Consider the following 25870-nt stretch of genomic DNA (forward strand, 5'->3'; position numbering starts at 1 on the left):
AGGGAGTCTACTAAGGAAATGAAACTAAGTAATCTTACAACTTAGTGTCCATATAGTGAACAGATGTATTCCGTCATGGATTAGTCACGGACACTTGCGTAGCTCCCAAATACACGATGAGCATACATACTTCCGTATGTTCGAACCATACTGAAATGGCAAGGTTAACTGATATCTGAGGAGGTTTTTCCTATTCAAAAAGACAAGCGCAATAAGTCTAACAGCAGCAATCCCTCTGTATCCCAAGCAGAAACGAACACAGATCAGACGCTTAAGAAGATGAAAGAAGAAATTTCATTGGAGTTATCCGAAATCGGGAATTTAACTCCGAAACAGGAACCTATGACGAATAATCACAGGGATGAGTCGGAGAGAGAAAAACATTATTAACGTAAAGATTCAAAAAGCCAACGCTTGTATGTTTACAAGCGTTGGCTTTTTTTATACCGCTGGTTTAGTGGAGAACTGGCTATTGTAAAGGTCCGCATAGAAACCTTCTGCTTCCAATAGCTCATCGTGAGTACCTTGTTCAATCACACGTCCTTCGTCCATCACCAAAATCAGATTGGCATCCCGTATGGTTGAAAGTCTATGTGCAATCACAAAGCTCGTGCGTCCTTCCATTAACCGATTCATCGCTTGTTGAATTAGCAATTCTGTTCGCGTATCGACACTAGAAGTCGCTTCATCCAAGATCATAATAGATGGGTCTGCTAAGACTGCACGAGCAATGGTAATTAGCTGTTTCTGACCTTGAGAGATATTAGATACCGATTCGTTCAAGATTGTATCATAGCCGTCAGGAAGCGTTCGGATGAAGTGATCCGCTCGCGCGGCTGTCGCAGCCTCAATAATTTCTTCATCAGTTGCTCCCTTTTTACCGTAAGCAATGTTCTCCTTAATCGTTCCATTAAATAGCCACGTATCTTGGAGCACCATTCCAAACGTTGTACGGAGATCCATCCTCGACAACTCTCTTGTATCAATCCCGTCCACTTTAATGGCACCGCCATTCAACTCATAAAAACGCATCAATAAATTGATGAGCGTTGTTTTACCAGCACCCGTTGGCCCGACAATTGCGACGGTTTGGCCAGGATGCACGTGGATGTTCATGTCTTCGATTAGTAACTGATCGTCATATCCGAAATCGACGTGTTCAAACGCAACTTCACCTTTTGCTTCTTTCAATATTGCATGGATAACTTCTGGAATTTCTTCTTCTTCATCCAATAATTCAAACACACGCTCAGCCGCCGCTACGGTGGACTGAATGATGTTCGCAATGTTTGCGGTTTGCATGATTGGTTGTGAGAATTGACGCGTATACGTGATGAACGCTTGAATGTCACCAATCGAGATGGTTCGTTGTGTCACAAGAATTCCACCAACAATACAGATGAGCACATAACCAAGGTTTCCAATCAGGGACATCATCGGCTGGATAATTCCAGAGATAAATTGAGCCCGACGCCCTGCATCATATAACTCCTCATTCACTTCAACAAATTCTTCAATCGCCTTTTTTTCATGCCCGAACACTTTCACCACTTGATGACCTGTGTACATTTCTTCAATGTGACCATTCAATTGCCCTAACGTCTTCTGCTGCTTTTTAAAATACTTCTGTGAACGTTTTAAGAGCGGTCGAATGACAAAAATAGAAAGTGGCAAACTGACAAGTGCAATTAACGTTAACCATGGACTAATCGTCAGCATCATCACAAGTATCCCGACCAGCGTAATGATCGATGTGATGAATTGTGTGATACTTTGCTGCAGCGTACTTCCAATTGTGTCAATATCATTGGTCACACGACTCAATGTATCACCCACTGGGTGACCATCGAAATACTTTAGCGGTAGTTTTTCGAGTTTATGGTTCACATCTTCTCGCAAATCATAGACTGTTTTTTGTGATACCCCGGACATGATGAACTGTTGCAGGTAAGTGAATACGCTGCTGAATACATATAAACCGCCTAACAGAAGCAATATCTTTCCAACTACATCAAAGTGAATCATTGCTCCAGGGACACCCGTCAGCTTTCCGTAAGCACCTGTAAAGATTTCCGTAATGGCGTTCCCCATTATTTTAGGTCCCGCAATACTGAATAACGTACTGAGTATGGCTGCTACGAACACAGCAATTAATTGATTTCTACGTGGCTTTAAATATCCTAATAGACGGCGTAACGTTCCTTTGAAGTCTTTCGCCTTTCTTCCGGCCATCATCATGTTGCCGCCGCCAGGTCCACCCATCGGTCCGCCACCGCGTCCGTGTTGCTGTCTCTTCTCACTCATGCGATTTCCTCCTCTGCAAGTTGAGATTCGACGATTTCTCGGTACACATCGTTCGTTTCAAGAAGCTCGTTATGTGTGCCGATTCCAGCGATTTGTCCCCGATCCAGTACAAGGATTTGATCGGCATCGATGACCGTACTAACCCGTTGTGCAACGATTACAACTGTCGCTTCGTTCGTTTCTTCTTTTAACGATGCTCGTAAATTAGCATCTGTTTTGTAGTCCAATGCTGAAAAGCTGTCGTCGAATATATAAATATCTGGTTTGCGGACGAGTGCCCGGGCAATTGACAACCTTTGCTTCTGTCCACCTGACAAGTTCGATCCGCCTTGTGTAATTTCAGACTCATATCCTTTTTCCATTTTAGAAACAAAGTCTTCCGCTTGCGCAATACGTGCTGCGTGCTCAATTTCAGACTCGGTTGCTTCTTCTTTTCCGAAGCGAATATTCTCAGCAATCGTTCCTGAAAACAGCGTTGCTTTTTGCGGCACAAAACCAATCTTCGAACGAATCTCGTCTTGAGAAGACTTTTTACTGTTGACTCCATTAATAGAAATCGCTCCGCTTGATACTTCGTAAAACCGGGGTATCAAGTTGACCAGTGTCGTTTTCCCTGAACCTGTACCACCAATGATTGCTGTCACTTCACCTGCTTTTGCTTTAAAACTAATGTCCGTTAGTGCAGGTTCATCCGCACCTGGATAGTAAAACGATACATGATCGAATTCCAAGGTTCCTGGCTCTTTATCAGCTTTCAACGTTCCTTCATCCAAAAACGTTGGCTCCATATCCAGCACTTCGTTAATTCGTTTAGCTGAAACTGCTGCACGCGGAATCATAATGAACATCATCGAAGCTGTCACGAGCGAAAACATGATCATCATGACATATTGGATATACGCCATTAAATCACCGATTTGCATTGCCCCGCTGTCAATACGCAATCCTCCGAACCAAATAATTCCTACAACTGTTAAGTTCATGACGAGCATCATTGTCGGCATCATGAACGCCATCAATTTGTTTACTTTAATAGAGACATCCGTTAAATCTTTATTCGCATTCTGAAGTCGCTCTTGCTCTTCTTTCTCACGATTGAATGTCCGGACTACTCGGATTCCCGTTAAATTTTCTCGGAATACTAAATTGAGACGATCGATTCGTTTTTGTACAGTTTGAAATAACGGTACACCTTTTTTCAATATCAAGACGATTGTTACGATTAGCACTGGCATCGCCGCTACAATTACTAGCGATAATTTCGCGTCTTTTGACAGTGCCATAATTAGCCCGCCGACTAACATGATTGGGGCACTAATGACCATGCGAAGCATCATAATAACGACTTGCTGAATTTGCGTAATGTCATTCGTCGTTCTAGTGATTAAAGACGCTGTTCCGAGCTTATCAAACTCTTGTAGTGAAAAACTTTCAACGTGTCGGAATACTTTATGCCGGATGTCACGACCCATTCCGAGTGCTGCTTTTGAGGAGAAATAACTAGCAACAATCGCTGCCAGTGCACTTACTGCAGTGACACCGAGCATCGCACCGCCGATTTTCCATATATACGGGATATCTCCTGCGACTACCCCTTTATCGATAATATCCGCCATTAGTGTAGGAAGGAACAAATCCGCCATCGATTGGATAAATACCAATCCCACAATCGCAACAACGAGCCACTTATATACGGATAAATTCTTTAATAATTTTATCATTCTACTGACTCCCTACTTCATTTTCTAAGTGTCCATTTGAAATCGGTAAGTGAATGATGAATACAGTTCCTTCATCATTTCTACTTTCCACTTCAATAGAGCCTTCGTGCATATCAATGATTTTCTTTACAATGGACAATCCGAGCCCACTGCCACCAAGAGCACGGTTTCTGGATGGATCTGCTTTATAAAAACGCTCAAATATGTGTTCTTGATGTTCCAAACTAATTCCGATGCCTGTATCGACAATCGTCACGACCGCGTCTTCATTCTGTTTACGAAGGGTAACAGCGAGTGTTCCACCCTCTGGCGTGAATTTAATGCTATTCGTAATGAGGTTCAGCCAGACTTGATCCATAAGTTCTTCGTCTGCACGCACGTCGAATTCATCTAATGAGATATCCAACTGAAGTGACTTTGCCAGCCATTGCGGCTCACAAGAAAGAATCACTTTCCGGATTTGCTGATCTAATCGATATGTCTTCATGTCAAACGGATACCGATCCGACTCCATAGATGTTAGTTTTAACAGATTGTCACTCAAATGAGCGAGACGTAAACTTTCCGTCTCAATGATATTCAAGTAATGATCACGATCTTCAGGGGCCAATTCACTTCGTTTTAACACCCTCGCAAAACCACTTATTGAAGCGAGCGGAGATTGAATTTCGTGCGAAACATTGGAAATGAACTCTTGCCGCATCTCCTCTAGCTCTTTCAACTCCACGGCCATGTCATTGATGCCTTCCACAAACTTTTCGAAAGGATGATTTTTCGCATGACCAAACTGGTGATTCAGCTGCACATTAAAATCACCCGTTGAGATTCTTTTCATTGCATCAATAATAGATGTTAGAAACTCTAAACGACGTGATGCTCCTGCCGAGGATATTAACCAAATCGTTAGGAAGAATAAAAAGATCGTTAGGTTCGTTTTAATGAACCCCATGCTAAAATCAGTTAAGTGGAAGTTGAATGCATCACTAACGTATGGGAATCCAAAGTTCACAAGCGCCGAATACAGCAAAATCAGTACCAAAAACGAGGCAACTACTTTGAGGATATGAACGGTTTTTTTCATGCAATGGCCTCTAAGCGATATCCTAAGCCTCGGACTGTTGTAATTTTTAAATCTGTTCCAATTGAACCAGGAAATCGCTCTCGCAAACGGTTTATGTGAACGTCAACGGTCCTATCCGTTCCTTCATAGTCATATCCCCAAATCGTTTCAATTAACTGCTCCCTCGAAAATGTTTTACCTGGATAGCTGGCCAGCAAAAAAAGCAATTCAAATTCCTTAAGCGGAAGTTCCAAACGTTCTCCAGCTAGCTCAACTTCAAAGGTTTTTCGATTCATGGTGAGACTACCCACGATTACAGTTTGTGAAATCGCGATTCGATAACGTTTTAACAATGCTTTGACTCTAACAACCAACTCAACAGGCTCAAAGGGCTTGACGAGATAATCGTCTGTTCCCAGTTCGAATCCCTTCACTTTTTGTGTCATATCCCCTTTTGCAGTGAGCATAAGCAATGGCATATCATAGGATTTACGTAATTCACGGCATAACTCCCAACCATCCATATTCGGCATCATGATATCCAAGATGACTAAGTCTGCCTTGAATGACTCAAGCTTCGCTAACGCTTCTATTCCGTCGCATGCAGTGGCTACTTCAAATCCTTCAGGAAGTAAAAAGAGTTTAACGAGCTCTCTCATATACGGGTCATCGTCTACAACTAACACTTTTGCCATAGCCTAATCCCTCCTTCGCATTTATCCGCTGCTGATAAAAGCAATCTTCATCGGCTCACTTGGTTTTATAATAATACACTTTTGTAAACTCAGTATAAACTTATTAAAACTTATCTTCCCTATTCTCGTCGCCTTCACCCTCACACAAACATTTCCATTGCATTTCGTCTATCGTAGCAGTAAGATAAGTACATAAGCTGCATTGTTCGTATTCCCATAAAGTTTTAACCTTTAAGCTGTAAAAGGGAGTTTTATATAGAACTGGAAATGGCAAACCAATCATTTTATGGTTGGACAGACAGGAACAGTTCTGCGAACACCCACTTTGAGGAGTGGTGGTTTAAAACTTTCTATGAATCGTAGTACGGCAAAGGCGGCCATAATTAAAACGCACCTTCCCAAGTGGAAGGTGCGTTTTTTTATAACACCAAGTTAGACGTATTTTTACACCAAAGGTAATGGATTTCAGAAAGAAATGGATGTGGGAGCTTTATGAAAACAACTGTCCTCTATAAAAAAACACCCCTGTTTGAAATTCAAGCTGATTTCTATCCGACAGATCGTGCAAATGCCTCTGTTATTCTATACATACATGGCGGAGGGTTCATCTGGGGAAGCCGTTCAGAGCTTAGCGAAGACCTCCGGAAGTTTTATACAGAAGCAGGCTTTGCACTATTTTCAATCGACTACCGATTATCTCCAGAGTCTACCTTATCCGACATCCTGGAAGACGTACAAGATGCACTTCTTTGGCTGACTCAAGAAGGTGCAGAAAGGTTCACGATTAATCCTGAAAAGATTGCAGTTGTAGGGAGTTCAGCAGGTGGATTCTTGGCACTTAGCACAGGAACGTTTTCTTCCAAACCTAAAGCTATCGTTTCCTTTTACGGATATGGAGACATCTCATCGGATTGGGCACATACACCAAGCACTCATTATTTACAAAAAGACCGTATCCCAGAAAGCATCGCACGGGCGCAAATCACGTCATTGATTCCTACAACAGGTTCCGTTCATGAACGATTCTTGTTCTATGTATACGCAAGGCAGACAGGGCGATGGATTCAAGAAATTGGTACCGATGGTTGCTCCCTTCAATCCCTTAGTCCCATCCACCAGATTGAGAGCGATTATCCCCCTACTCTACTATTGCACGGAACGGACGACACAGATGTTCCCTACGAACAATCGGTTTACATGAGAGCGGCTCTACTCAAAAAAGGGATCCCTGCCAAGCTCATTACAATTCCGAATGGTGACCATGTATTTGAAAAGGACTTCGAATCTCCTATGGTGCAACAAGCATTCCAACAGGTCATCCACTTCCTTAAGACTCATCTTGATATCTAATTGAATTCATAGTAAAAGCACCCTATGCTCAAGGCATTAGGTGCTTATTTTTTATAGTACTCATTCACTCTGCTGAATCGTTTAATTCCTTAAAGTGTGTCCAAAGATGATCGCAGTCTTCCCGTTCTTCGACTTTAATCATAGTAACTACTGTGTCATCATTACCTTTTAAATACTCACGCAAGTGCATATCTGAGAAGCCGTTTTCTGCAGCATCCTCTTTTGTACTGCAATAATGCACTTCTTTCACACCTGACCATATAATGGCCCCCATACACATCGGACAAGGTTCGCACGTTGCATAGATGACGCAGTCCGATAAATCCATCGTTCCGAGCTTCTCACAAGCTACACGGATTGCCACCATTTCTGCATGTGCAGAAGGATCTGTATCCCTCATCATCGTATTGCTGACCGCAGCTACCACTTCACCTCCACGTACGATTGTTGCACCAAATGGCCCACCAAACTTCTTGTCCATTCCTTCAATCGTCGCATCTATTGCAAGCTTCATGTAATCCATCAGATAACCTCCTCATATTATGTAAAACGATTACTGCATTTCAGGTTTCCAAACTTTACTTAAAACAGTATATAAGATGAACGAAACGATGAGTCCTGCAAAGAATGCAAACTGATTAATGGTTACTAAAAACGGAACACTTTGCAAGAACGCACCTGACATCGGAATAATGAAGCTGATTGCTAACACCGTCATCGCAACGGGATTATACCCATTCTTATACTCTCCATTATTACCAGGAGCTACATATATTCGATCCAAATCCAACTTCCGTTTCCGCTGGATATAGAAGCTTGATAACATAATTCCAGCGATTGGTCCGAACATAGACCCGATAAAGCTATAGAAATAGAAGAGTGTACTTGTACTTTCAACTAGTTTCCAAGGTAAAATAAGTGTCCCAATCACAGCTGTCAACACACCAGCTGTTTTTACTGTGAAAATTTTCGGGAAGAGTGAAGCCATTTGCATACCTGCCGGGAACAGATTCCCGTATACACAGAATGCAATCGCACCAACGTTCAGCGCTAAAATTAGGACGACTACTGAGAACGTATTTTCAATTTTATCGATAGCAAACACAATATTAAAGATGGCATCGCCAAATGCAATTTCTGTTCCTGCAATGAGGGCAACACATGTAACTGCAAATAGGATATACGAGAGGATGAACCCTAGTGGCAATCCAATGATCATGTCCCGCGGACGTTTAGCGCGATGTGTAAAGTCCGACATATTGACAACTGGCCCTACCCAGTTTGAAACCAACGCACTGACACAAGCGATGAACACCCAAATACTTGGATTTGGATTCGATGGTACATAGTCCAAAATAGGACCGAATCCACCCGCAATATTGATGCCCCATATCGCTGCCCCTGTAATAAAGATATACACAATAGGCGAGGATAGGTTACCGAATTTCCCTAAAACATTCATACCTACTAAAAAGAGAATGACCGTAACGATCCAAAGAACCGCATACGAAATCATAGTAGGAGCTGATAATCCCAATAAATTGAATCCATTTCCAATTTCCATAAAGTTAGGTACAAACCGAGCAAATATTACATTCAACGATTCTGCACCTACGACGGTTGTTGTCCCGAAGAATACCACACCAGCAATCAGTCCTCTAACAATGGAAGGAATAATTGCGCCTTTCACGCCGAACGAATCACGTAGTAACATCGCAAACGGTAATCCATAAAGTGAAGCTGAGTACCCATTCAATACGTAAAAGACGGAGACAATCACTGCTGAAAGCATTACTGCCAGTAGTACTTGTTTTGTCGTTAAGCCGAGGACGAAAAATCCTGCAACTGTTAAGTAGGATAGAATATTGTGAACTGCACCCATCCAAAGGGTGACATAGTTTGTCATCCCCCAGTCGCGCTGTTCTGGTGTTTTCGGTAATAGTTCTTCTGAATAGCCGTATGATTCATAGGTTTTAAGATGTTGAACTTCTTTTGCCTGCTCCATGATGGACACTCCCTACTTCTTCTATAATGGAAGAGCTCGATTACATTAGTAAACCGTTTTAAAGTGTTCGGGATTAATCATTCTTATGTTGAAGTAATTCTAGAGACTTTGTTTTATGTGCTGTATACAAAGGGTTCGCTGGATCATTCGCAATCGCATTTTCAATCGCATCGATTGCTTCCTGATGACGCCCTAGACTCCGAAGACTATTCGCCTTATGGAAAGAGAAATCATATCGGGTCGGTTCAAGATTGAGCAGAAGATTCATGACTGCCACCGCTTCTTCATGGCGACCGAATTCTCTTAAATAATTCGACTTGTGATACAAGAAGAACGTGTTTTTCGATGTGGGTGCAATTGCTTTGTCGAACTCTTCTAACGCACGGTCTTGTTGTTTTTGTAATCTGTAACAGTTAGCTATATAGAAGTGGAACTGTAAGTTAGTTGCATCGATTGCCAACGCCTGACTATACATATCAATCGCTTCAGTAAACCGCTTCATTTCTTGTAGAATATAGCCTTTGTAGTAGAGATCCTCTACTTCGAGATTCTCCTGCGCCCCAGATTCCAGACCTGCTAATGCCTCTTCGTAACACGACTCTACTAGTAAGAGTTTTGCCTGGAGGATTCGATCTCTTTGTCTCGTACAGCCGGATTCGAATACGTCCAAAATACGAGTTTGTCCTTTATTTTCTGCATGTTGTTTTGAAGTTCGTCCATCCCGATCCTCTAATTCCGGATCCGCGCCTGCACTGACGAGGGCTTGTATCACATCTGTATATAAAAAACCTCCATCCCCCAGAATGACTGCTTCTAGTAACGCTGACCATCCTAAGTCATTAATGTGGTTTACTGGAACACCTGCATCAATACAGAGTTGAACGGTTTTTAAGTATCCCTTTTCGCTGGAAGGTAAAAGGGCTGTTCCACCGAAACGATTCACACTAGATAATGCAGCTCCTCCCGCAACCATCAATGGAATCAGTTCATCAAAACCATTTGCTGCTGCACAGATGAAAGGTGTTAACAATGTGGTATCACGCGCATTCACATCACTTCCAGCCTTTATCAATTTCTCGACTACCTCTTTGTGGTTCTTCTGAGTAGCGATCATTAATGCTGTTCTACCTTGTGCATCACGCGCTTCGATGTCCACGCCTTGTTTGATGAGTTCCTCGATTTCGGACAACTCCCCTTGCTCACTGCTTGAAAATAGCTTCAAGGACAAGTCTTCGTTCTTCATAAAATCCACTCCTTCCATAAGTCAATCAGATACTCGTTTCGCCGCGATACACGTGCACGACGAAACAAGATTTGCTAACTGAACTAATTCATCGGTTACATATTTCCTGCTAACTTAAGAAGTGCTTTTTCGAATGATTCCATCGGTGGATGGGTAATCCCCGCGCCAATCATTCCAATACCTGCATCTTTATGTGCGATTGCCGTGTTGATGATCGGAAGGACGCCTGTTTGGATTACTTTTCTAACATCGATCCCTGAAGGAATTCCCATGAAATCGAGCATAGGTATCGTTACATTTGGATTTTCTGCAGTAGTGATTTCTTTCATCTTCGTTGAATAGCCGATTGCGTCGTCTACGGTTCCACCAACCAAAGCAACGATCGCAGGTGCAGTGGCCATTGCGAATCCGCCAATTCCATACGTTTCAGTGATCGCACTATCCCCAATATCTAATCCAGCATCTTCAGGCTTGTATCCTGCAAACATTGGCCCAATTACTTTTTGAGCAGGTCCTGTAAACCACGTATTCCCTTTTGCTCCACTTACTCGAATGCCGAATTCAACGCCATTACGAGCCATTGTCGTAACGATTGTACTGTGCTCAATACCATGCGCTGCATCTAGTGCACATTTCGCCATTGCCATCCATGTTGGGCCTGAGAAATAATCACTGCTTAAGACGAAGTCAAATACTTCTTTTTGCTGCTGTACGGTGTAATCTGTTTGAATGATATAAGGCGTCAACGCTTGGATAAGAAGAGTCGTACCAGCCACGTTGCGGTTATGGCACTCATCTCCCATGTGTAACGCTTGCGCTAACATCAATCTCAAGTCAATTCCATCTGGATTCAGTTTCATAGCGTCACGTAGCATTGGGCCGAATACGTCTCTCATCCATACCAAGCGCTCAATTACACTCTCATCGTTTGCACCCATTCTAAGGATTTTCGACATTTGCTCACTTAAATTGGTATAAGAGATATTGCCGTAAGTCTTGTTCTCAACAATATGCATATACATCGATGCGGAGGTAATCCCCGCCATGGATCCAACACAATTATGTTCATGACAAGGTGAGAATGTGATTTCTCCTGAAGCTGCAAGTGTTGCTGCTGCATCTAAATTATCCGCTAACCCTTCAAACACGAGAGCGCCTGTTACGGCACCTTTCATCGGGCCGTTCATTTTGTCCCAAGTAATCGGTGGTCCCGCGTGGAGAATTGTTGTTTTCGTCATACCTGGTACAACATTGATAGCCTGATCAAATCCAATAAGAACCGGTTGGGATTGGATAATTCGTTGAACTGCTTCAGCATTTGCAACTTCGATTTTTTGCAGCAACTCATGCTCTTCTAGCTTATCGAGTGCAGCAATCAGCTCCGGATTGCCACCTCCTGGAGGTGCCCATTGCAAATGAGTGACTGGTGTATTTTGCTGTTTAAGATCTTCACTAAACGATTCGATTCCCACATTGATGACATTCAATTGCTCATTGAAAAGTTCTTGAATTCTACTCATAGTTGTTCTCCTTTCACAACGAATTCTCTAGCGAGTAATCCTGCATTTTGGCTACTACTTGCATGTGTCGCTCCTGAAGCAAGCAACTTACTTATCTGGCCTTCTAGGTTTTGGCTATCCAATTCTGTTCCGAGGATATACCCGATAACCTCCAAATGACGACCTTCATCTTCTGCTGCTTGTTTCGCATCGATTATTGCAGGCAGTATAACGCCGACAGGGTCTTCGTGTGATCCATATCCAAGAACAAAGTCCATTACAATAACTCCCACTGAAGGATCTTTAGCTTCTTGTTTAAAGCGTTCAATGCGAGTGGATGGGTCAATCATCGGATGGGGCTTCCCTTGTGTGAACTGATCATCGCCAAAATCGATGAATGTATGCGCTTCGCTCACCGCTACATCTTTCAAACGATAGTCAGGGTCCCGTTGAATATTGCTGTAGACATCATCAAATTTCTCCATTGCAATATGCATCGCTTCATCACATAACGTACCGCCACTAAACAACCCCCGAATATATTTTTGTTCCGGTTTCAATTTAGCGCGTACTTCATCAATAAGTTGAAGGTTCAACGCACGTTTGTTCAACTTCTCCTCATTAGCTCCCGCTAAAATTACCGCTTTCAAGGCTGCCTCTTTAGACATTTTGGCGAAATGACCTCCAGCTTGTTTCACTTTTTCTTCATCCCCGCCTATAAACCAAAAAACAACTGGCTTACTGCATTGCTTAATTTGTGCAAGAACTTTTTCCTCAACACTCGGTGCAGGTGGTTTTGAAACAACAACAATCACTTTAGTTGCGTCATCTTCTTCAAGTGCCTGGATACCATCCAACATCATAATGCCGCCAACCGCTTCACTTAAATCCCGACCGCCCGTTCCAATCAGTTGAGTAATACCTCCGCCAAACTCGTGGATACGCACACTGATTTCCTGGCTGCCTGTTCCGGAAGCGCCTACGATTCCAATAGTTCCTTTACGGACCGTATTCGCAAAACAGAGCGCAACATTTCCGATGATGGCTGTACCGCAATCTGGCCCCATCATGAGCAACCCTTTTTCATGGGCTAGTTGTTTTAAAGCGATTTCGTCTTCAACACTGACATTGTCACTGAACATCATGACGTGCAGATTCTGTTCCAATGCTTTTCGTGCTTCCCGAGGTGCATAAGCTCCATTCACAGCAATAACCGCTAAGTTCGCTTCAGGAATGTTCTCCACTGCTGCCGGAATGGTTGAATACGTAATTTCACTGTTTCCTACAGAACTGTCTTTTTTCTTATTCATCAACACTTCAATTTCAGTAAAAGCGTTTTCACACGCATCGTCATTCGCAGCTTTGACGACAATCATGAGGTCACTAGTTTTTGCACTATCGACTTCAGGAGTCATGAGACCCACATTTTTGATAACTTCTTTATTCATTTCAGTTCCCATAGCAATGATGGCTTGGTCAATCCCTGCTAGTTCGTTCGCCTTTGTGGACAAAGACATTAATGATACCGAGTCGATATACGTATTTGATTTTACGAGTACTTGAACAGTCATAAGTTACCTCCGATTTTCATAGTAAGTTCAATTCCTGCAACAATGCCTAGTGCCATATCGGTTCCTGACGTGGAACCAATTGCTAGCACTGCTTCTAACGCGGGTAAGAGCTCCTCTTCCTCCCCTGTAAACAAGCATGCCAACAGATGGACGAGTGACGCTCTAATTTTTCCTTTTGACGCTTGAAAAATTGCACTATAGCTAATGATGTTCGTTGCAGTCTTTGCTACAGTTGCAACTTCTTCACAAAACGTGTGTAATTCTGGTATTGGGTGATTCGGCACCATAAAGACAGCAATCATACCTGTAAGATAGTCATCCCCGGAAGGTGTTAGCCCTGGCCCGAGACCAAGAATCGAATTCGCACTTTCCCCAGCTTCTCTCAAACGGCCTGATGACAACTGGTCTACAAGTAATTCCGTTCTAGCCGAAAGCATCTTGGATACTTCCAATTCAAATGGACTCTCGCTTGTCGCATTCCCTTTTATGCCACCACTTTCCCCAACTTCTTCAATTCTCTTTTTCATGATTGCTACATTCCGTCTAATTCGATCCGCGTCTCGAGGAAATGTTGGTAAGCTTAGTTCTACAGCTTCAACATCCGAAACGTCTATGCTGAGCGAATTTCCGATTCTGAAAACTATCCCATCACTATAAACTTCATCATCCACTCCAATTCCACTGCCATCCATACTGGCACAATCGAGGATGAGCGTGTTAGGGGCATTATCAATATCACTACTCGCTACTGTGTATAACTGATTATCATCTAAACAAACAATATTAATCGTTCTTTTAAACGTACTATGGACGTATCCTGTCATTTTCTTATGTGTTAAAATTTCGAGAAAATGCCGATCTCCTGACAGAGCGTGGATCATGATAGTCACTCCATTTCTAGCACCGGTTTAGCAGATATCTTGAAGCGTACCGAATCTTACAATGTGTTTGCACAATCATTCGGCCTCCCTTTACGGAACATAGTTTGTCTTCTACAGTTTCTACTTGTTTAGATAAACCTACAAAAGGGATATCTATTTCAAATACTTTAAACTATACTGAACCTTACAAACCTCACTATATTCCTAATCGTAAGTAGGGTCATCGTTTACTCAAACCAAAAAATGCTCCGTACGATTGTGCAATATGCACAAGTACTAAGAGCGAGTAGGAGTGAAGAGTATGTTAAAAGTCAAAGATTTACTAACCATAAATGCAATTGACGGCCTAAGAGTTGTAGCTGGAGAAGCTGGGCTAGAAAACGAAGTGTCGCTCGTGAATATCATGGAGAATCCCGATGCATTCGACTGGTTATCTCCGAATGAGTTATTACTGTCAACCGGTTATATTTTCAAAGATAACGTCGAGCTTCAAAATCGAATCATTAAAGAGCTATCCGAAATCAATTGTTCTGGACTAGTCGTAAAAACGAAACGGTATTTTGAAGAACTTCCTAAAAACATGATTGAAAAGGCAAACGAGTATGGCCTACCACTTCTTGAATTACCCTATAGTTATACGTTGTCCAACGTCATTTCAATTATTAATGAAAAAGCATCTGGCCGTTACGATTTACTCAACCGGAAAACACTTGATATCCACAACCTATTCTTCAAAACATCACTAGAAGGTGGAGGACTCACACTCATTTCTTCCACACTCGCAGAGACTATTGAAAATCCTATCATTATCGTAGATCAGGATTGGAAGTACTTAACGAGCTCTGAGTCTTCAGGCAACCCCCATCCTTTGGAGTCCTATTTAACACTCGCAAACAACACGCCCGTTTTCGATGAACCGTTCATTCGTCAAATCCCTAAGAAGTTTAGCGGAATGAAGCGTTCGATTAAACGACTCTTTACGTCACCCAAAGCAGAAATCGTTTGCCGGATTTTACCTATCGCTGTTTCCAATAATGTCTATGGCTACATCATTGTCTGGCAAACAGTTCGTGAGTTGCTCGAATTCGATTACATCATTCTCGAACAAGCCTCAACCATTATGGCTCTGGAGCGCATTAAGGCAAAAGAAATTGATGAAGTGAAACTTGAAATCCGACAAGACTTTTTTGATGATTTACTTTCTGGAAAGATAAAGTCACCAGCAACACTCCAAACTCTTTGTGACCTACACGGCATGAATGCAAAGTACAGGTATTATTGTATGGTCATCAATATCAAACCAAGTGAAGTAGACAGATATGAGGACATGATCATTTGGAAATATAAAATGGAGAAAATTGCAAAGAAGTGTGTGGCTTTGGTGAATAGCCAGTCCTATAAAGCGAATGGTGAAATCACATGTTTTTATAGGAGTAATCGAATTATCGTGCTCATTGGACATAACAAGGATATTCCAGCAAATACGATCACAGAAGTTAAAAATTATGCGAACGAATTACATGTCGCACTCTCTGAAAAGATAAAAGAGCGATTCATGATTGGCATTGGTCGACAGTACAATGAGATCGCATCTTTACACAAAAGCTTTTCAGAGGCGAACGAAATGATTCGGTTAACACAACAATTGAATGAGAAAAGTGATGTCTCCCATTTTGAAGATTATGCTGTCTATCACTTACTGGACGCCAACATCAAGGAGCAAGCGCTGGAAGAGTTCTTTGAGAAGTGTTTAGGTCCCCTATTCCAACATGATCGTGATAACGGTACGGCTTATCTATCGACTCTCGAGCATTATTTCATCCATAATTCCAATGTAACTGAAACTTCTAAGGCCATGTTTATTCACAGGAACACGCTAATTTACCGCATCGACAGAATTCAAGAAATTCTAGGTTTGGATATAAAACATTCTGAAGATATTCTTCGAATTCAAATCGCGTTAAAAATACTACGAATTCTTGATAAAAATATATAAGTCAATTCAATTTTAAAACGCACCTTCCGCTTGGGAGGGTGCGTTTTTTATAGTTCAGTTAAGCGATGCATTTTTCCGTATCAATGAAATCTGCCCTGCATGCATACCAGTATGATACATTAGGCGTCCTACCGCTTCTAAAGGCGATGAAGAACCCATTGGAGATTCAACCGGAGTACCCCATTGATCTTCAGGTAGCTCTTGCATTGCTTGAACTAAATGGGCATTTGAATCTGCCAGTAACTCCACAAGTTCTTGTAACGATTCAGATGAAGTTTGTGCAGGATATTCGGGCTTTGATTTTCCAAAGAACCACTCTGCAAACATGAACTCCACTTCCGCTGTGTGATAAAGGAGTCCACGAATGGATGAATTGCCTAGTGTCAGATTCAGATCTTCACTTGGCAAGGATGACGCGGTTTTTGTAAATCGTTGGCGCAGTGCGTCCCAAATAGGGAGTACAGTCGTATAAGACATATAAACATTCTCCTTTTGGTTAGACTCAGACGTTTGCTTTGTTCTTTTTGTCGACAACTACATGTGTGAATACATCACCTGAAATAGATGCATCAAATGCCATTCCGAATCCAACGACATAACGCCCCATCGACGGTGTCAGTTCGAATAGTGAAAAGTCGAGTCCGCGAAGAACGTCCAGTAATTTCGAATCGAACTGCGAATTGAACAAGTCAAAAATATCATCATGTCCTTCGTTTCCAATGTTTTTCGGTGTACAACGAATGCGGACACGCTCTGTTGCAAAAGGATTTTTAGTCGCAGATTCATCCGCAATCATCATTGCGTCTACCCATTCACTATTTTCCATATGGTAATAATGTTCAGCTACTTGGCTTATGTAAATGTACAGTTTGCCATCTTTCTTTACAAACGGAGCACAACTTGTAAATGGTTTTCCTTCTCCATCTAACATAGATAGAATAAGTCCTTTGCGCGTTTCCATGAACTTCAAATAGCTCTCTTTGTACTTTTCTAAATCAATTGTTTTAGCCATGTGTAATTCCTCCTGAAAAAGTTATCGTGCTGTCCGCAATAAGTGAATACGCGGTTTTCGTTCTGCATGATTGTACATTACTTCAGAATCCATTCTGTACACTTCCCGGATCATTTCAGTCGTCATGACTTGATCAGGTGTTCCGCACATTGCTTTTTCACCGCTTTGTACAACAATAACCCTATCGCTATAATGGGCTGCTTGATTCAAATCATGCAGCACCATGATGACTGTCATGCCCATCTCTTCATTAAGCTCACGTACAAGTTCAAGAACCTCATGCTGATGAGAGATGTCCAGATATGTTGTTGGTTCATCCAATAGCAGGATTTGAGGTCGCTGAGCGAGTGCCATTGCTATCCATGCACGCTGCGACTCTCCCCCTGAAAGAGATGCAACGGTTCGCTCTTGATATTCGGATAAATGCGTTTTTTCGATGGCCCACTCGATAATATCCCGGTCATTCGCAGTGAGTTTTTCAAACCAACGCTTATGTGGATATCTCCCGTAGGACACCAGATCATACACCGTCATATCGCTCGGCGCCTGATTTTTCTGGCTTAGCATACACAATTTACGGGCAATTTGTTTAGGATTCATCGCCTTCATGTTCATGCCATCGAGTTCCACTGAACCGGACTCGTATGGAATTTGGCGAGAAATGGACTTGAGAAGCGTCGACTTTCCTGAACCGTTTGGTCCGATAATCGATACGATTTCACCTTCATCTACACTGAATGAGAAATCGTTAATAACTTTTTTATGTTCATATTGAATGGAAATCGAGTTTACCGTTAACATATTAAAATACACTCCTTCTCATCAAATATAGAAAATAAGGTCCTCCGATTACCGCCATTAGGATCCCCGCAGGAATTTCAAGCGGGGAGAATAAAGTTCGTCCCCCCGTATCCGCTACTAACAGCACCAATGCGCCAAGTGCCATACTCATCGGCATCATATACTTATAGTTTGAGCCCACTAGAAAACGGGCCATATGTGGAACAATAAGTCCTACAAACCCAATCATTCCAATTGCTGCTACTGAAATGGCCGCCAAAAAGACAGCAAGAATCGATAGAAGAATTCGAATGCGGTGGACGTTTTCACCAAGGTTCGCAGCAACCTGGTCACCCATACGAATGACGTTGGCTTTACGAATTGCGAAAAATGATAAGATCCATCCAACAATCGCGTAAGGCAGAATCATCGAGACGACTGAATTCCCCTTTGCCGCCAAACTACCATTCATCCACTGAACTGCTGAAGGCAGACGGTCACTGTAAATAATCGAAAGATAACCGACGACTCCACCGCATAGTGCATTGACTGCAACTCCTGCCAATATGATTGAAATCGGAGAAATCCCATTCCGTCTCCAAGCTAGTGCATAGACAATTGTCGCCGCGAGCATACCGCCAATAAGTGCAGCAAGCGGCATGAACTGGGTGTACTCAGGTTTCGCCAACATAATCACAAGAACAAAAACAGCCGCACCACTCGTTACTCCTGTCAGACCTGGATCTGCGAGTGGATTCCCCATAACTGCCTGTAAGATGGCACCTGATATAGCAATATTCGCTCCGATAATCAATGCCAAAATGACACGCGGCAATCGGATGTTGAAAATAATTGTGTCGTTCACGTTGCCAGTAGTTGAGTGAAAGAGTGTCTCAAAAATATCAGGTACTGGGATTCGAATACTTCCTAATCCGATCGCGATCACCGCTGCCGCAATTGCAAGAAGAAACGTAATGACAACAATGAGTCCGCTTCGTGATTTAGTCATGCACCGCTCGCCTCTCTTCATTCATAAAAATAAGTTGAGATATCGGTAAGCGCCTTTTCTGCATTTTTAATAGACGTGACACCAAACACTCCGTAATCCAATACTTCAATTTTGTCGTTCTGATAAGCAGAAAGTTTTGTCCATGTATCATTGCTCTCTACTTCTTTTTTGAATGCGTCTTCTGAAGCTCCATGATCCCCTGAAGCTAGTACAAGGATGATGTCTGGATCTGCGACAACGACGTCTTCCATATTAATTGGTGAATATCGATCTTTCACTTTCAAGATAGAAGTTGCGATATTGTCAGCACCCAACTTTTTTACCAAGCTTCCAACATATGATTCATCATTCATGACCATGAATGAATCTGCTGTTCCAATAACCAGCAATACACTCGGCAGTTCTTTGCCTTTTCCTTGCTCTGCTAATTCATTCTCTTTAGATACCAATTGGTTAAGGACTTTGTCCATTTCTTCTTTTTTATCGAAGTATGTTCCAAGCGTTTTAAAGCTAAGTTTCAGATCATCGAACGAATCCGTTGGCAGGTAAGCTGTGGGCAGGTCCATGCCTTCCAAACTTTTATCCAATGTGCTGCGCAATGACTCTGCCCCTAAGATTAGGTCTGGTGTCAAACTTGTTACCACTTCAAGGTCCGGTTGCATAGGTGAACCGATTTGATCGATCTTTTCAAAGTTTTTTGGTAGTGGGTTCGTTGAAGTTGGCACGCCAACCGGTGTTACATTTAGTAAATCAAGCATCTCTGCTAAAGGCACAGATGTCGTAATAATTCGTTCAGGTAATCCTTCAGGGAATTCTGCAAGCGCATCTTTTAGTTCCTTTTCATCTACACCATCAGTCGTATTTGTAGTCTCCGCCTGTTCCGTCTCGACTGCTGCTGTTGAATCTTTTTGAATTTCTTCTTTCTCTGTGGGTCCGCATGCAGTTAATACCGCAAGCACTCCAATTGATAATCCAGCTAAGATCTTTCTCAACTTATTTCCCCCTAAATATCTTTAGATATATGTTTTCTGCCATTCCCAATGATTCTAAATGAGAATGAATTTCAATCTCAATGATAACCGTTCTCATCTCTGGATGTCAAACTATTTTTATAAACGTTTTCATTTCAGAACTTTTGATTCATCATTTTGAGTTAGGATACCCCTATAAATGATTCCTTGTTCACTAGATATAGTTTTGGGTTTTTAGAGTCCTGTTTCTTTCAGGCACTTTAAAGAAATTAGATAATCGAATACAGCAAGCATAAAAAGACCTGCTAATTGTATTAACAATTAGCAGGTCTTTTTATTATTATTTCCTTCTTATAAAACGAGCTTTCCTTTCACAGCACTGAATGAATCAGTTATTCTCAAGTAACGAAACTTCTGAATCCTTTAATAAGCCACATGCGATAAGACCCTTTAGGATTCCATCATTTGAACAGCTATCCGTCACAAGATCTGCTTTTTCTTTTAGCTCAGAGATGGCATTTCCCATCGCGATTCCTGTTCCTACATAGTCAAGCATTTCAAAGTCGTTCGGTCCATCGCCGAAGGCATAGCTATTCTCAACAGGTATCTCGAGATGCTCCATCACTTTAGCGATTCCAACTGCTTTGGATGCCCCTTTAGGAAGCATGTCCACCGCATTTTCATCCCAGTGAATGAAAACATAGTCCTCTTGATACTTATCTTTGTATGCCTGCATATCATCCATATTGCCGTACAATTGGATTTGATGCACCGGGGAGTGAATGAATATCTCTGCATCCACTTCAGGATACATCAGTTTCAGACGTCCTAGACTTCCAGTGACGAGCGGATGCTCTGCTTCATTTGCTGCAAACATTTCCGAATTGGAATATGTAATGCCATGGCCATTCTCTTTAGCTAGTGCACTCAATTCGGTGAGGATGGTCGTATCCATCGGATTTGAGAACAGTTCCTCGCCTTCATAGACAACGTGCTGTCCATTCATTGAAATGTAGGAATCAAACTCCAATTCCGTTACTAGTTCTCTGAACATCTTCGGCGCACGGCCTGTGCAGATTACAGTAATAATCCCTTTCTCACGAAGACTATGGAGTGCTGCTTTCGTTGAAGGTAATATGGTTTTATCTTCACTCATTAAGGTCCCATCTAGGTCAAAAAACACGATTTTACGATCTGTCAAATTACTTCCTCCTAGCAAGAAATGCATGCTCTTGGTACTTTCAGTAGGCATTTCTTTTAGTTAACTTTTTGAACGATATAACGATCTTTCAATGCTTGCTGTAATGAACTGTGCGTTGGAATTGTTGAAAAGTCTAAACCTAATTGAATGGATGTCTGCGCAATTTCAGGGCGAATCCCCGTAATTGTAGCTTTCAATCCAAGTAAATTAAGCACTTGAACGACTTCAAAAATTTGGTTAGCGACCATTGTATCGATAATCGTGACACCCGATAAATCGATAAATAAGTTTATGATATCTGCCTCAATACATTTCGTAGGTACGACTTCTAAAATTGCCTTTGCTCGTTCAGTATCAATGTCTCCAACAAGTGGCAAGATTCCGATGTTATCATTAATCTTTATGATGGGTGAACTTAGCTCGTCAATCAGACTTTGTTGTGCACTTAACCGGCTTGTCATTAATGTGAAATACATGTCAGAAAAACCAACAAGTAGTTCATCAAATGCTAAATGTATAGTCTCTCCCCATTGAAGCACCACTGTGACAGGGACCATTTCTGTATTTTCGCCCACAAACCGTTCAATTTGTCGCCAAAACACTTTTCGTACTCGACTGAGGGCATCCATCACTTCTGAAATAGAAGTATTCGATGCTAAACGGCTCTTAGCTATCACTTCTGCCCATTCGTTTTTTTGTGATTCAAAGTCGCCACTAGGTCCAAGTAGACTACTCGCAATCGTTCGGTTCGTTAAATTATTTTGCTCGCGCAACGTTTGTTCAACAACCGCTCCAGCATCGCTTCCGTATACGGATTTTTTTCCAGCATCCCTAAGCGCCAACCAATCGTCCGTAATTACACCAACATTGTCTATCAAATAGCTATACAATTCCTTATTCCAATCCATCATCATAGTTCCTACCCCTGTCTCGTCCAAATATGTACATACCTACTTCCTATCTTACATCAAATTCACTCTTATCGCTAAAAAAAGCCAGGGAATAGCTCCCCGGCTTACTAACTAATTCAAAACTTTAACACGAACCTTTTTTACTCCCCATGCCAGAGCTGAGTCCAATCCTGGTATGAAAACGTCAATCTTATGACCTTTAATTGCCCCACCAGTATCTCCAGCAATCGCTTCCCCGTACCCTTCCACCCATACTCGGGATCCTAATGGAATGACCGATGGATCCACTGCAATCACTTTTTGGTTAGGATTCGACCGTAGATTAATACCGATTTTAGTAGTACCTGAACAACCATTACAATACGCTGTATAGGCGGTTGCAGTCATGGTCAATTCTCTTCCAGTCGGAGTCGATGCAGGAACGATGGTTTCAACCTTAGGTGGTGCTGAAGCTGTTTGAGCTGCAACTGTTTTGTTTGCAGCTGGAACTTCAGCCGATTTCTGTTTTGGTACAGGTGCCGCAGCTAAAAATTGTTTTGTCTTTTTCACGTTTGTGGAAGAGCCTGGAGCTTCTAAAGAAACGTTGAGTACTTCACCTGGATGTATAAGGTCGTTAGTCAATGCATTCCATTCCTTCAACGAGTTCAATGATACTCCATGCTCCACTGCGATTCTGTACAAATTATCCCCAGGTTGTACGTTGTACGTAAGGGTTGGATTATCTTCCAATAAGGGATTGTCGCTAACCAATTCTGTTTCAACTGCAGGTTTAAATGGATAAACATCTCTACCTTCTGCCCTATCGAATATTTCTGACTCGTTCGATTCGGCAGCGACTGGAATCGCTAGTAGAACACTCGCCAACAGAAATATAATTGCTTGGACACTCTTTTTCAAATAACTTCCTCCTTCAATGTTTAAAAATGCGCGGCATCCCTCATTTGTAGGGCGACGCTGTTTGTAAGTATTTCCACTCTTATACTTTTTAATCATTTATTTGAGAAATGGAGATTCTAGAGTATAGCAAAAAAAATAGCAAGCTCCCGTTTTATAAGAGCTTGCATCGTTAAATTTCATATGAGTGTTACCATTTAATAGAGTGAAGTTTGTTAAGTAGAACTTGCTGATTTCCAACACTAATTGGCCATCCTTCTATCTCTGTAGATAACTCTGTTCGAGTCCCGAATCCTTTCACAAATCCATTCAGGCGTGCAGCAAACGTCGAGCCGATAAGCATTTCAGTAGTTGGATAAAAGACTTCAATTTGCTGGATTGCTCTCGGATATCGTTTTAGATAGTATTTCTGATGGCGTTCTTCTGCACGTGTAAACGACTTATATGGGGCAATTTCCGTTTCGATGCTTTCGCCTAACTTTGCTTCCATTTGCTTTTTAACACGCTCGATATCTTGTCGTTGCTGTTCAGTCCGATACCGCAAGATGGACAAGTATTGTCTCCCTCTATAGGCATCGTGATTTGGATAATGATTCTCCCAAAAGACTTTTAACAAGGTTTCATACGAGATAACGGTCGGGTCAAAATCCACTTCTACTACTTCCGTTTGATCCCCAAGTTGTCGGTACGTTGGATGCTCCGTACTGCCCCCGGCAAAACCTACGCGCGTTCTTAGAACACCTGGCATGCTTCCAAAGCGCGCTTCCGGACCCCAAAAACACCCCATTCCTAGTAATGCAGTTTCCACTGGAATGTTCTGTAACTCACTCTCCACTTCTGCTATCGTTACTGGTTTCATGATGTCACCTCATTTTTATTCTACCCTAAAATCCCACTGTATACGGGGGAGGGATGATCGTAAGCTCTATTTGCTTTGCGCGCGGTAGAACCCAGGTTACGCGCTCGGGTTCAGCCCTTAAAGACACAAGTTAATTGGTAGCGATCCGCTTGTCTTTATTAAACTTTTCCATACATATGCATTGTAATTCCCACTCAATTCCAAGCCTCTTTCCATAAAAAAACTGCAAGCGCGCCAACTTTCATTGGCACACTCGCAGATATTTATATTAAAACATTTTCGTCGTCCACGTCTCGCCGTTCCACGTCTTGTTTACTACACCTTCATAAAAATCAGGTTCATGGGAAATGAGCAATACGCTACCTTTAAAATCAATTAATGCTCGTTTAAGTTCAGCTTTAGCATCGACATCTAAGTGATTCGTTGGTTCATCGAGCACCAGTAAATTCGATTCTTGGTTAACAAGCTTGCACAAACGCACTTTCGCTCGCTCACCACCACTAAGGACTTTCAATTTACTTTCGATATGCTTATTCGTGAGACCTACGCGAGCTAGCGCCGCACGCACTTCGTATTGGGTAAAGTGTGGAAACTCACTCCAGATCTCTTCCAAACACGTTTTATTACTATCTGATTTCATCTCTTGCTCGAAATAACCAATAGCCAAATGTTCGCCACGTTCAACGGTTCCAGTTAAGGCTGGAATTTCTCCAAGTAAACTTCTTAACAATGTCGTTTTACCAATTCCATTTGCACCAGACAACGCAATTTTTTGACCGCGTTCCATTGAAAGGTCCAGTGGACTTGATAAGGGTTCGTCGTAACCAATTACAAGTTCGTTAGTTTCAAACAGATATTTACTTGGGGTCCGTGCTACTTTAAAGTCAAACTTAGGTTTTGGCTTCTCAGAATCAAGTTCAATCATATCCATTTTATCGAGTTTTTTCTGACGAGATTGTGCCATTTTACTCGTCGCTGCATTTGCCTTATTACGGGCAACAAAATCTTTCAGTCCAGCAACTTCTTTTTGTTGCTTTTTATAAGCCGCTTCGACTTGTTGTTTTTTCATCTCATGAACGCGTAAAAAGTCATTGTAATCACCTGGATATCTTGTGATTTCCTGATTCTCCATATGATAAATTAAGTTTACAACACTATTTAAAAATGGAATATCATGCGAGATCAGTACAAACGAGCTTGGGTAATTTTCCAAGTAATTACGTAACCATTCAATATGCTCTACATCTAAATAGTTCGTTGGCTCATCCAGTAATAGGATATCCGGCTTTTCCAGCAGCAATTTACCAAGCAATACTTTCGTACGCTGACCACCACTCAAATCGTGTACATCACGATCCAGTCCGAATTCATCCAATCCTAATCCATTTGCGACCTCTTCTACTTTTGAATCCAATATATAAAAGTCATTTTGTTCAAGACTTTCTTGAATTTGACCGGTTTCTTCCAAGATTTCTTCAAGTTCGTCCGGATCAACATCAGCCATTTTGGCAAACATTGCATTCATTTCACTTTCCATGTCATACAAATACTGAAACGCAGTTCGTAACACATCGCGAATTGTCATTCCTTGTTTGAGTGCAGCATGTTGATCTAAATATCCAATACGTGCACGTTTCGCCCATGTGACTGTTCCAGCATCAGGCTCTAATTTGCGCGTAATTATATTCATAAATGTCGATTTACCTTCACCGTTAGCTCCAACGAGCCCAATATGCTCGCCTGCTAACAATCTAAACGACACATCTTCAAAAATTGCTCTATCCCCAAATCCATGACTCAGGTCTGTTACTGTTAATAAACTCATCTTGTACACCTTTTCTTTCTTTCCAGATTCAAGGGAATCGGAACTATTACCAATTCACATCTATACGCTATCATACTAAAAAC

22 protein-coding genes are annotated in these 25870 nt (G+C 41.9%); 2 read left to right on the forward strand and 20 right to left on the reverse strand.

Features of this window, described 5'->3' with window-relative positions:
* Positions 1-441: 441 nt before the first annotated feature.
* The 4 genes from ACRPI0_RS11830 to ACRPI0_RS11845 are packed head-to-tail and all read right to left on the reverse strand — an operon-like array spanning position 442 to position 5780.
* Positions 442-2304 carry an ABC transporter ATP-binding protein gene (locus ACRPI0_RS11830; RefSeq protein WP_432352851.1) on the reverse strand — a complete coding sequence of 621 codons (1863 nt, stop codon included), beginning with the start codon at positions 2302-2304 and terminating at the stop codon, positions 442-444.
* Positions 2301-4025, reverse strand: coding sequence for an ABC transporter ATP-binding protein (locus tag ACRPI0_RS11835; RefSeq protein WP_432352852.1), 1725 nt, complete (start codon positions 4023-4025; stop codon positions 2301-2303). The genes ACRPI0_RS11830 and ACRPI0_RS11835 overlap by 4 nt, the downstream gene beginning before the upstream one ends.
* Position 4026: 1 nt before the next feature.
* A complete protein-coding gene (locus ACRPI0_RS11840; RefSeq protein ID WP_432352853.1) occupies positions 4027-5106 on the reverse strand; it encodes a sensor histidine kinase in 1080 nt (359 codons plus the stop codon).
* Positions 5103-5780 carry a response regulator transcription factor gene (locus ACRPI0_RS11845; RefSeq protein ID WP_432352854.1) on the reverse strand — a complete coding sequence of 226 codons (678 nt, stop codon included), beginning with the start codon at positions 5778-5780 and terminating at the stop codon, positions 5103-5105. Before ACRPI0_RS11845 ends, ACRPI0_RS11840 begins: the two co-directional genes overlap by 4 nt.
* 492 nt (positions 5781-6272) lie before the next feature.
* Between ACRPI0_RS11845 and ACRPI0_RS11850 the strand changes: the two genes are divergently transcribed.
* Entirely contained in the window at positions 6273-7130 is an 858-nt protein-coding gene (locus tag ACRPI0_RS11850) for an alpha/beta hydrolase (RefSeq protein ID WP_432352855.1), read from the forward strand.
* A gap of 64 nt (positions 7131-7194) precedes the next feature.
* On the opposite strand, the gene ACRPI0_RS11855 is transcribed toward ACRPI0_RS11850, so the two are convergent.
* The 6 genes from ACRPI0_RS11855 to ACRPI0_RS11880 form a co-directional block, all read right to left on the reverse strand.
* Positions 7195-7653: a nucleoside deaminase gene (locus tag ACRPI0_RS11855; RefSeq protein ID WP_432352856.1), complete on the reverse strand. Its 459-nt coding sequence runs from the start codon at positions 7651-7653 to the stop codon at positions 7195-7197.
* A 30-nt stretch (positions 7654-7683) separates the two neighbouring features.
* On the reverse strand, positions 7684-9135 hold the full coding sequence (locus ACRPI0_RS11860) for a cytosine permease (RefSeq protein WP_432352857.1): 1452 nt from the start codon (positions 9133-9135) through the stop codon (positions 7684-7686).
* A 73-nt stretch (positions 9136-9208) separates the two neighbouring features.
* A complete protein-coding gene (locus ACRPI0_RS11865; RefSeq protein ID WP_432352859.1) occupies positions 9209-10378 on the reverse strand; it encodes an ankyrin repeat domain-containing protein in 1170 nt (389 codons plus the stop codon).
* 95 nt (positions 10379-10473) lie between these two features.
* Entirely contained in the window at positions 10474-11898 is a 1425-nt protein-coding gene (locus tag ACRPI0_RS11870) for a DUF1116 domain-containing protein (RefSeq protein WP_432352860.1), read from the reverse strand.
* Positions 11895-13448 (reverse strand): acyl-CoA synthetase FdrA, encoded by a 1554-nt coding sequence (fdrA, locus tag ACRPI0_RS11875; protein WP_432352861.1) that lies wholly within the window; start codon positions 13446-13448, stop codon positions 11895-11897. The genes ACRPI0_RS11870 and fdrA overlap by 4 nt, the downstream gene beginning before the upstream one ends.
* The gene (locus ACRPI0_RS11880) at positions 13445-14329 is read right to left on the reverse strand and encodes a DUF2877 domain-containing protein (protein ID WP_432352862.1); all 885 of its coding nucleotides are present in this window, start codon (positions 14327-14329) and stop codon (positions 13445-13447) included. Before ACRPI0_RS11880 ends, fdrA begins: the two co-directional genes overlap by 4 nt.
* Positions 14330-14630: 301 nt before the next feature.
* Here ACRPI0_RS11880 and ACRPI0_RS11885 point away from each other — a divergent pair, with 301 nt between their 5' ends.
* Positions 14631-16325 (forward strand): PucR family transcriptional regulator, encoded by a 1695-nt coding sequence (locus ACRPI0_RS11885; protein ID WP_432352863.1) that lies wholly within the window; start codon positions 14631-14633, stop codon positions 16323-16325.
* Positions 16326-16379: 54 nt separating this feature from the next.
* Here ACRPI0_RS11885 and ACRPI0_RS11890 read toward each other — a convergent pair whose 3' ends face one another.
* The 10 genes from ACRPI0_RS11890 to ACRPI0_RS11935 form a co-directional block, all read right to left on the reverse strand.
* Positions 16380-16802: a DinB family protein gene (locus tag ACRPI0_RS11890; RefSeq protein ID WP_432352864.1), complete on the reverse strand. Its 423-nt coding sequence runs from the start codon at positions 16800-16802 to the stop codon at positions 16380-16382.
* Between the two features lie 25 nt (positions 16803-16827).
* Positions 16828-17337, reverse strand: a complete 510-nt coding sequence (locus tag ACRPI0_RS11895; protein WP_432352865.1) for a heme iron utilization protein — start codon at positions 17335-17337, stop codon at positions 16828-16830.
* Positions 17338-17358: 21 nt separating this feature from the next.
* Positions 17359-18138, reverse strand: a complete 780-nt coding sequence (locus ACRPI0_RS11900; RefSeq protein ID WP_432352866.1) for an ABC transporter ATP-binding protein — start codon at positions 18136-18138, stop codon at positions 17359-17361.
* A gap of 1 nt (position 18139) precedes the next feature.
* Positions 18140-19126 carry a FecCD family ABC transporter permease gene (locus ACRPI0_RS11905; protein WP_432352867.1) on the reverse strand — a complete coding sequence of 329 codons (987 nt, stop codon included), beginning with the start codon at positions 19124-19126 and terminating at the stop codon, positions 18140-18142.
* Between the two features lie 17 nt (positions 19127-19143).
* Positions 19144-20118 carry an ABC transporter substrate-binding protein gene (locus ACRPI0_RS11910; RefSeq protein ID WP_432352868.1) on the reverse strand — a complete coding sequence of 325 codons (975 nt, stop codon included), beginning with the start codon at positions 20116-20118 and terminating at the stop codon, positions 19144-19146.
* A 367-nt stretch (positions 20119-20485) separates the two neighbouring features.
* Positions 20486-21298, reverse strand: coding sequence for a Cof-type HAD-IIB family hydrolase (locus ACRPI0_RS11915; protein ID WP_432352869.1), 813 nt, complete (start codon positions 21296-21298; stop codon positions 20486-20488).
* A gap of 56 nt (positions 21299-21354) precedes the next feature.
* Positions 21355-22212, reverse strand: a complete 858-nt coding sequence (locus ACRPI0_RS11920; protein ID WP_432352870.1) for an STAS domain-containing protein — start codon at positions 22210-22212, stop codon at positions 21355-21357.
* 108 nt (positions 22213-22320) lie between these two features.
* Positions 22321-23106 carry a 3D domain-containing protein gene (locus tag ACRPI0_RS11925; protein WP_432352871.1) on the reverse strand — a complete coding sequence of 262 codons (786 nt, stop codon included), beginning with the start codon at positions 23104-23106 and terminating at the stop codon, positions 22321-22323.
* A gap of 187 nt (positions 23107-23293) precedes the next feature.
* Positions 23294-23962 carry a peptide-methionine (S)-S-oxide reductase MsrA gene (msrA, locus tag ACRPI0_RS11930; protein WP_432352872.1) on the reverse strand — a complete coding sequence of 223 codons (669 nt, stop codon included), beginning with the start codon at positions 23960-23962 and terminating at the stop codon, positions 23294-23296.
* Between the two features lie 268 nt (positions 23963-24230).
* Entirely contained in the window at positions 24231-25787 is a 1557-nt protein-coding gene (locus ACRPI0_RS11935) for an ABC-F family ATP-binding cassette domain-containing protein (RefSeq protein ID WP_432352874.1), read from the reverse strand.
* Between the last annotated feature and the right edge of the window lie 83 nt (positions 25788-25870).

The sequence above is a fragment of the Sporosarcina sp. A2 genome (assembly GCF_050858885.1).
Taxonomy (GTDB): Bacteria; Bacillota; Bacilli; order Bacillales_A; family Planococcaceae; genus Sporosarcina.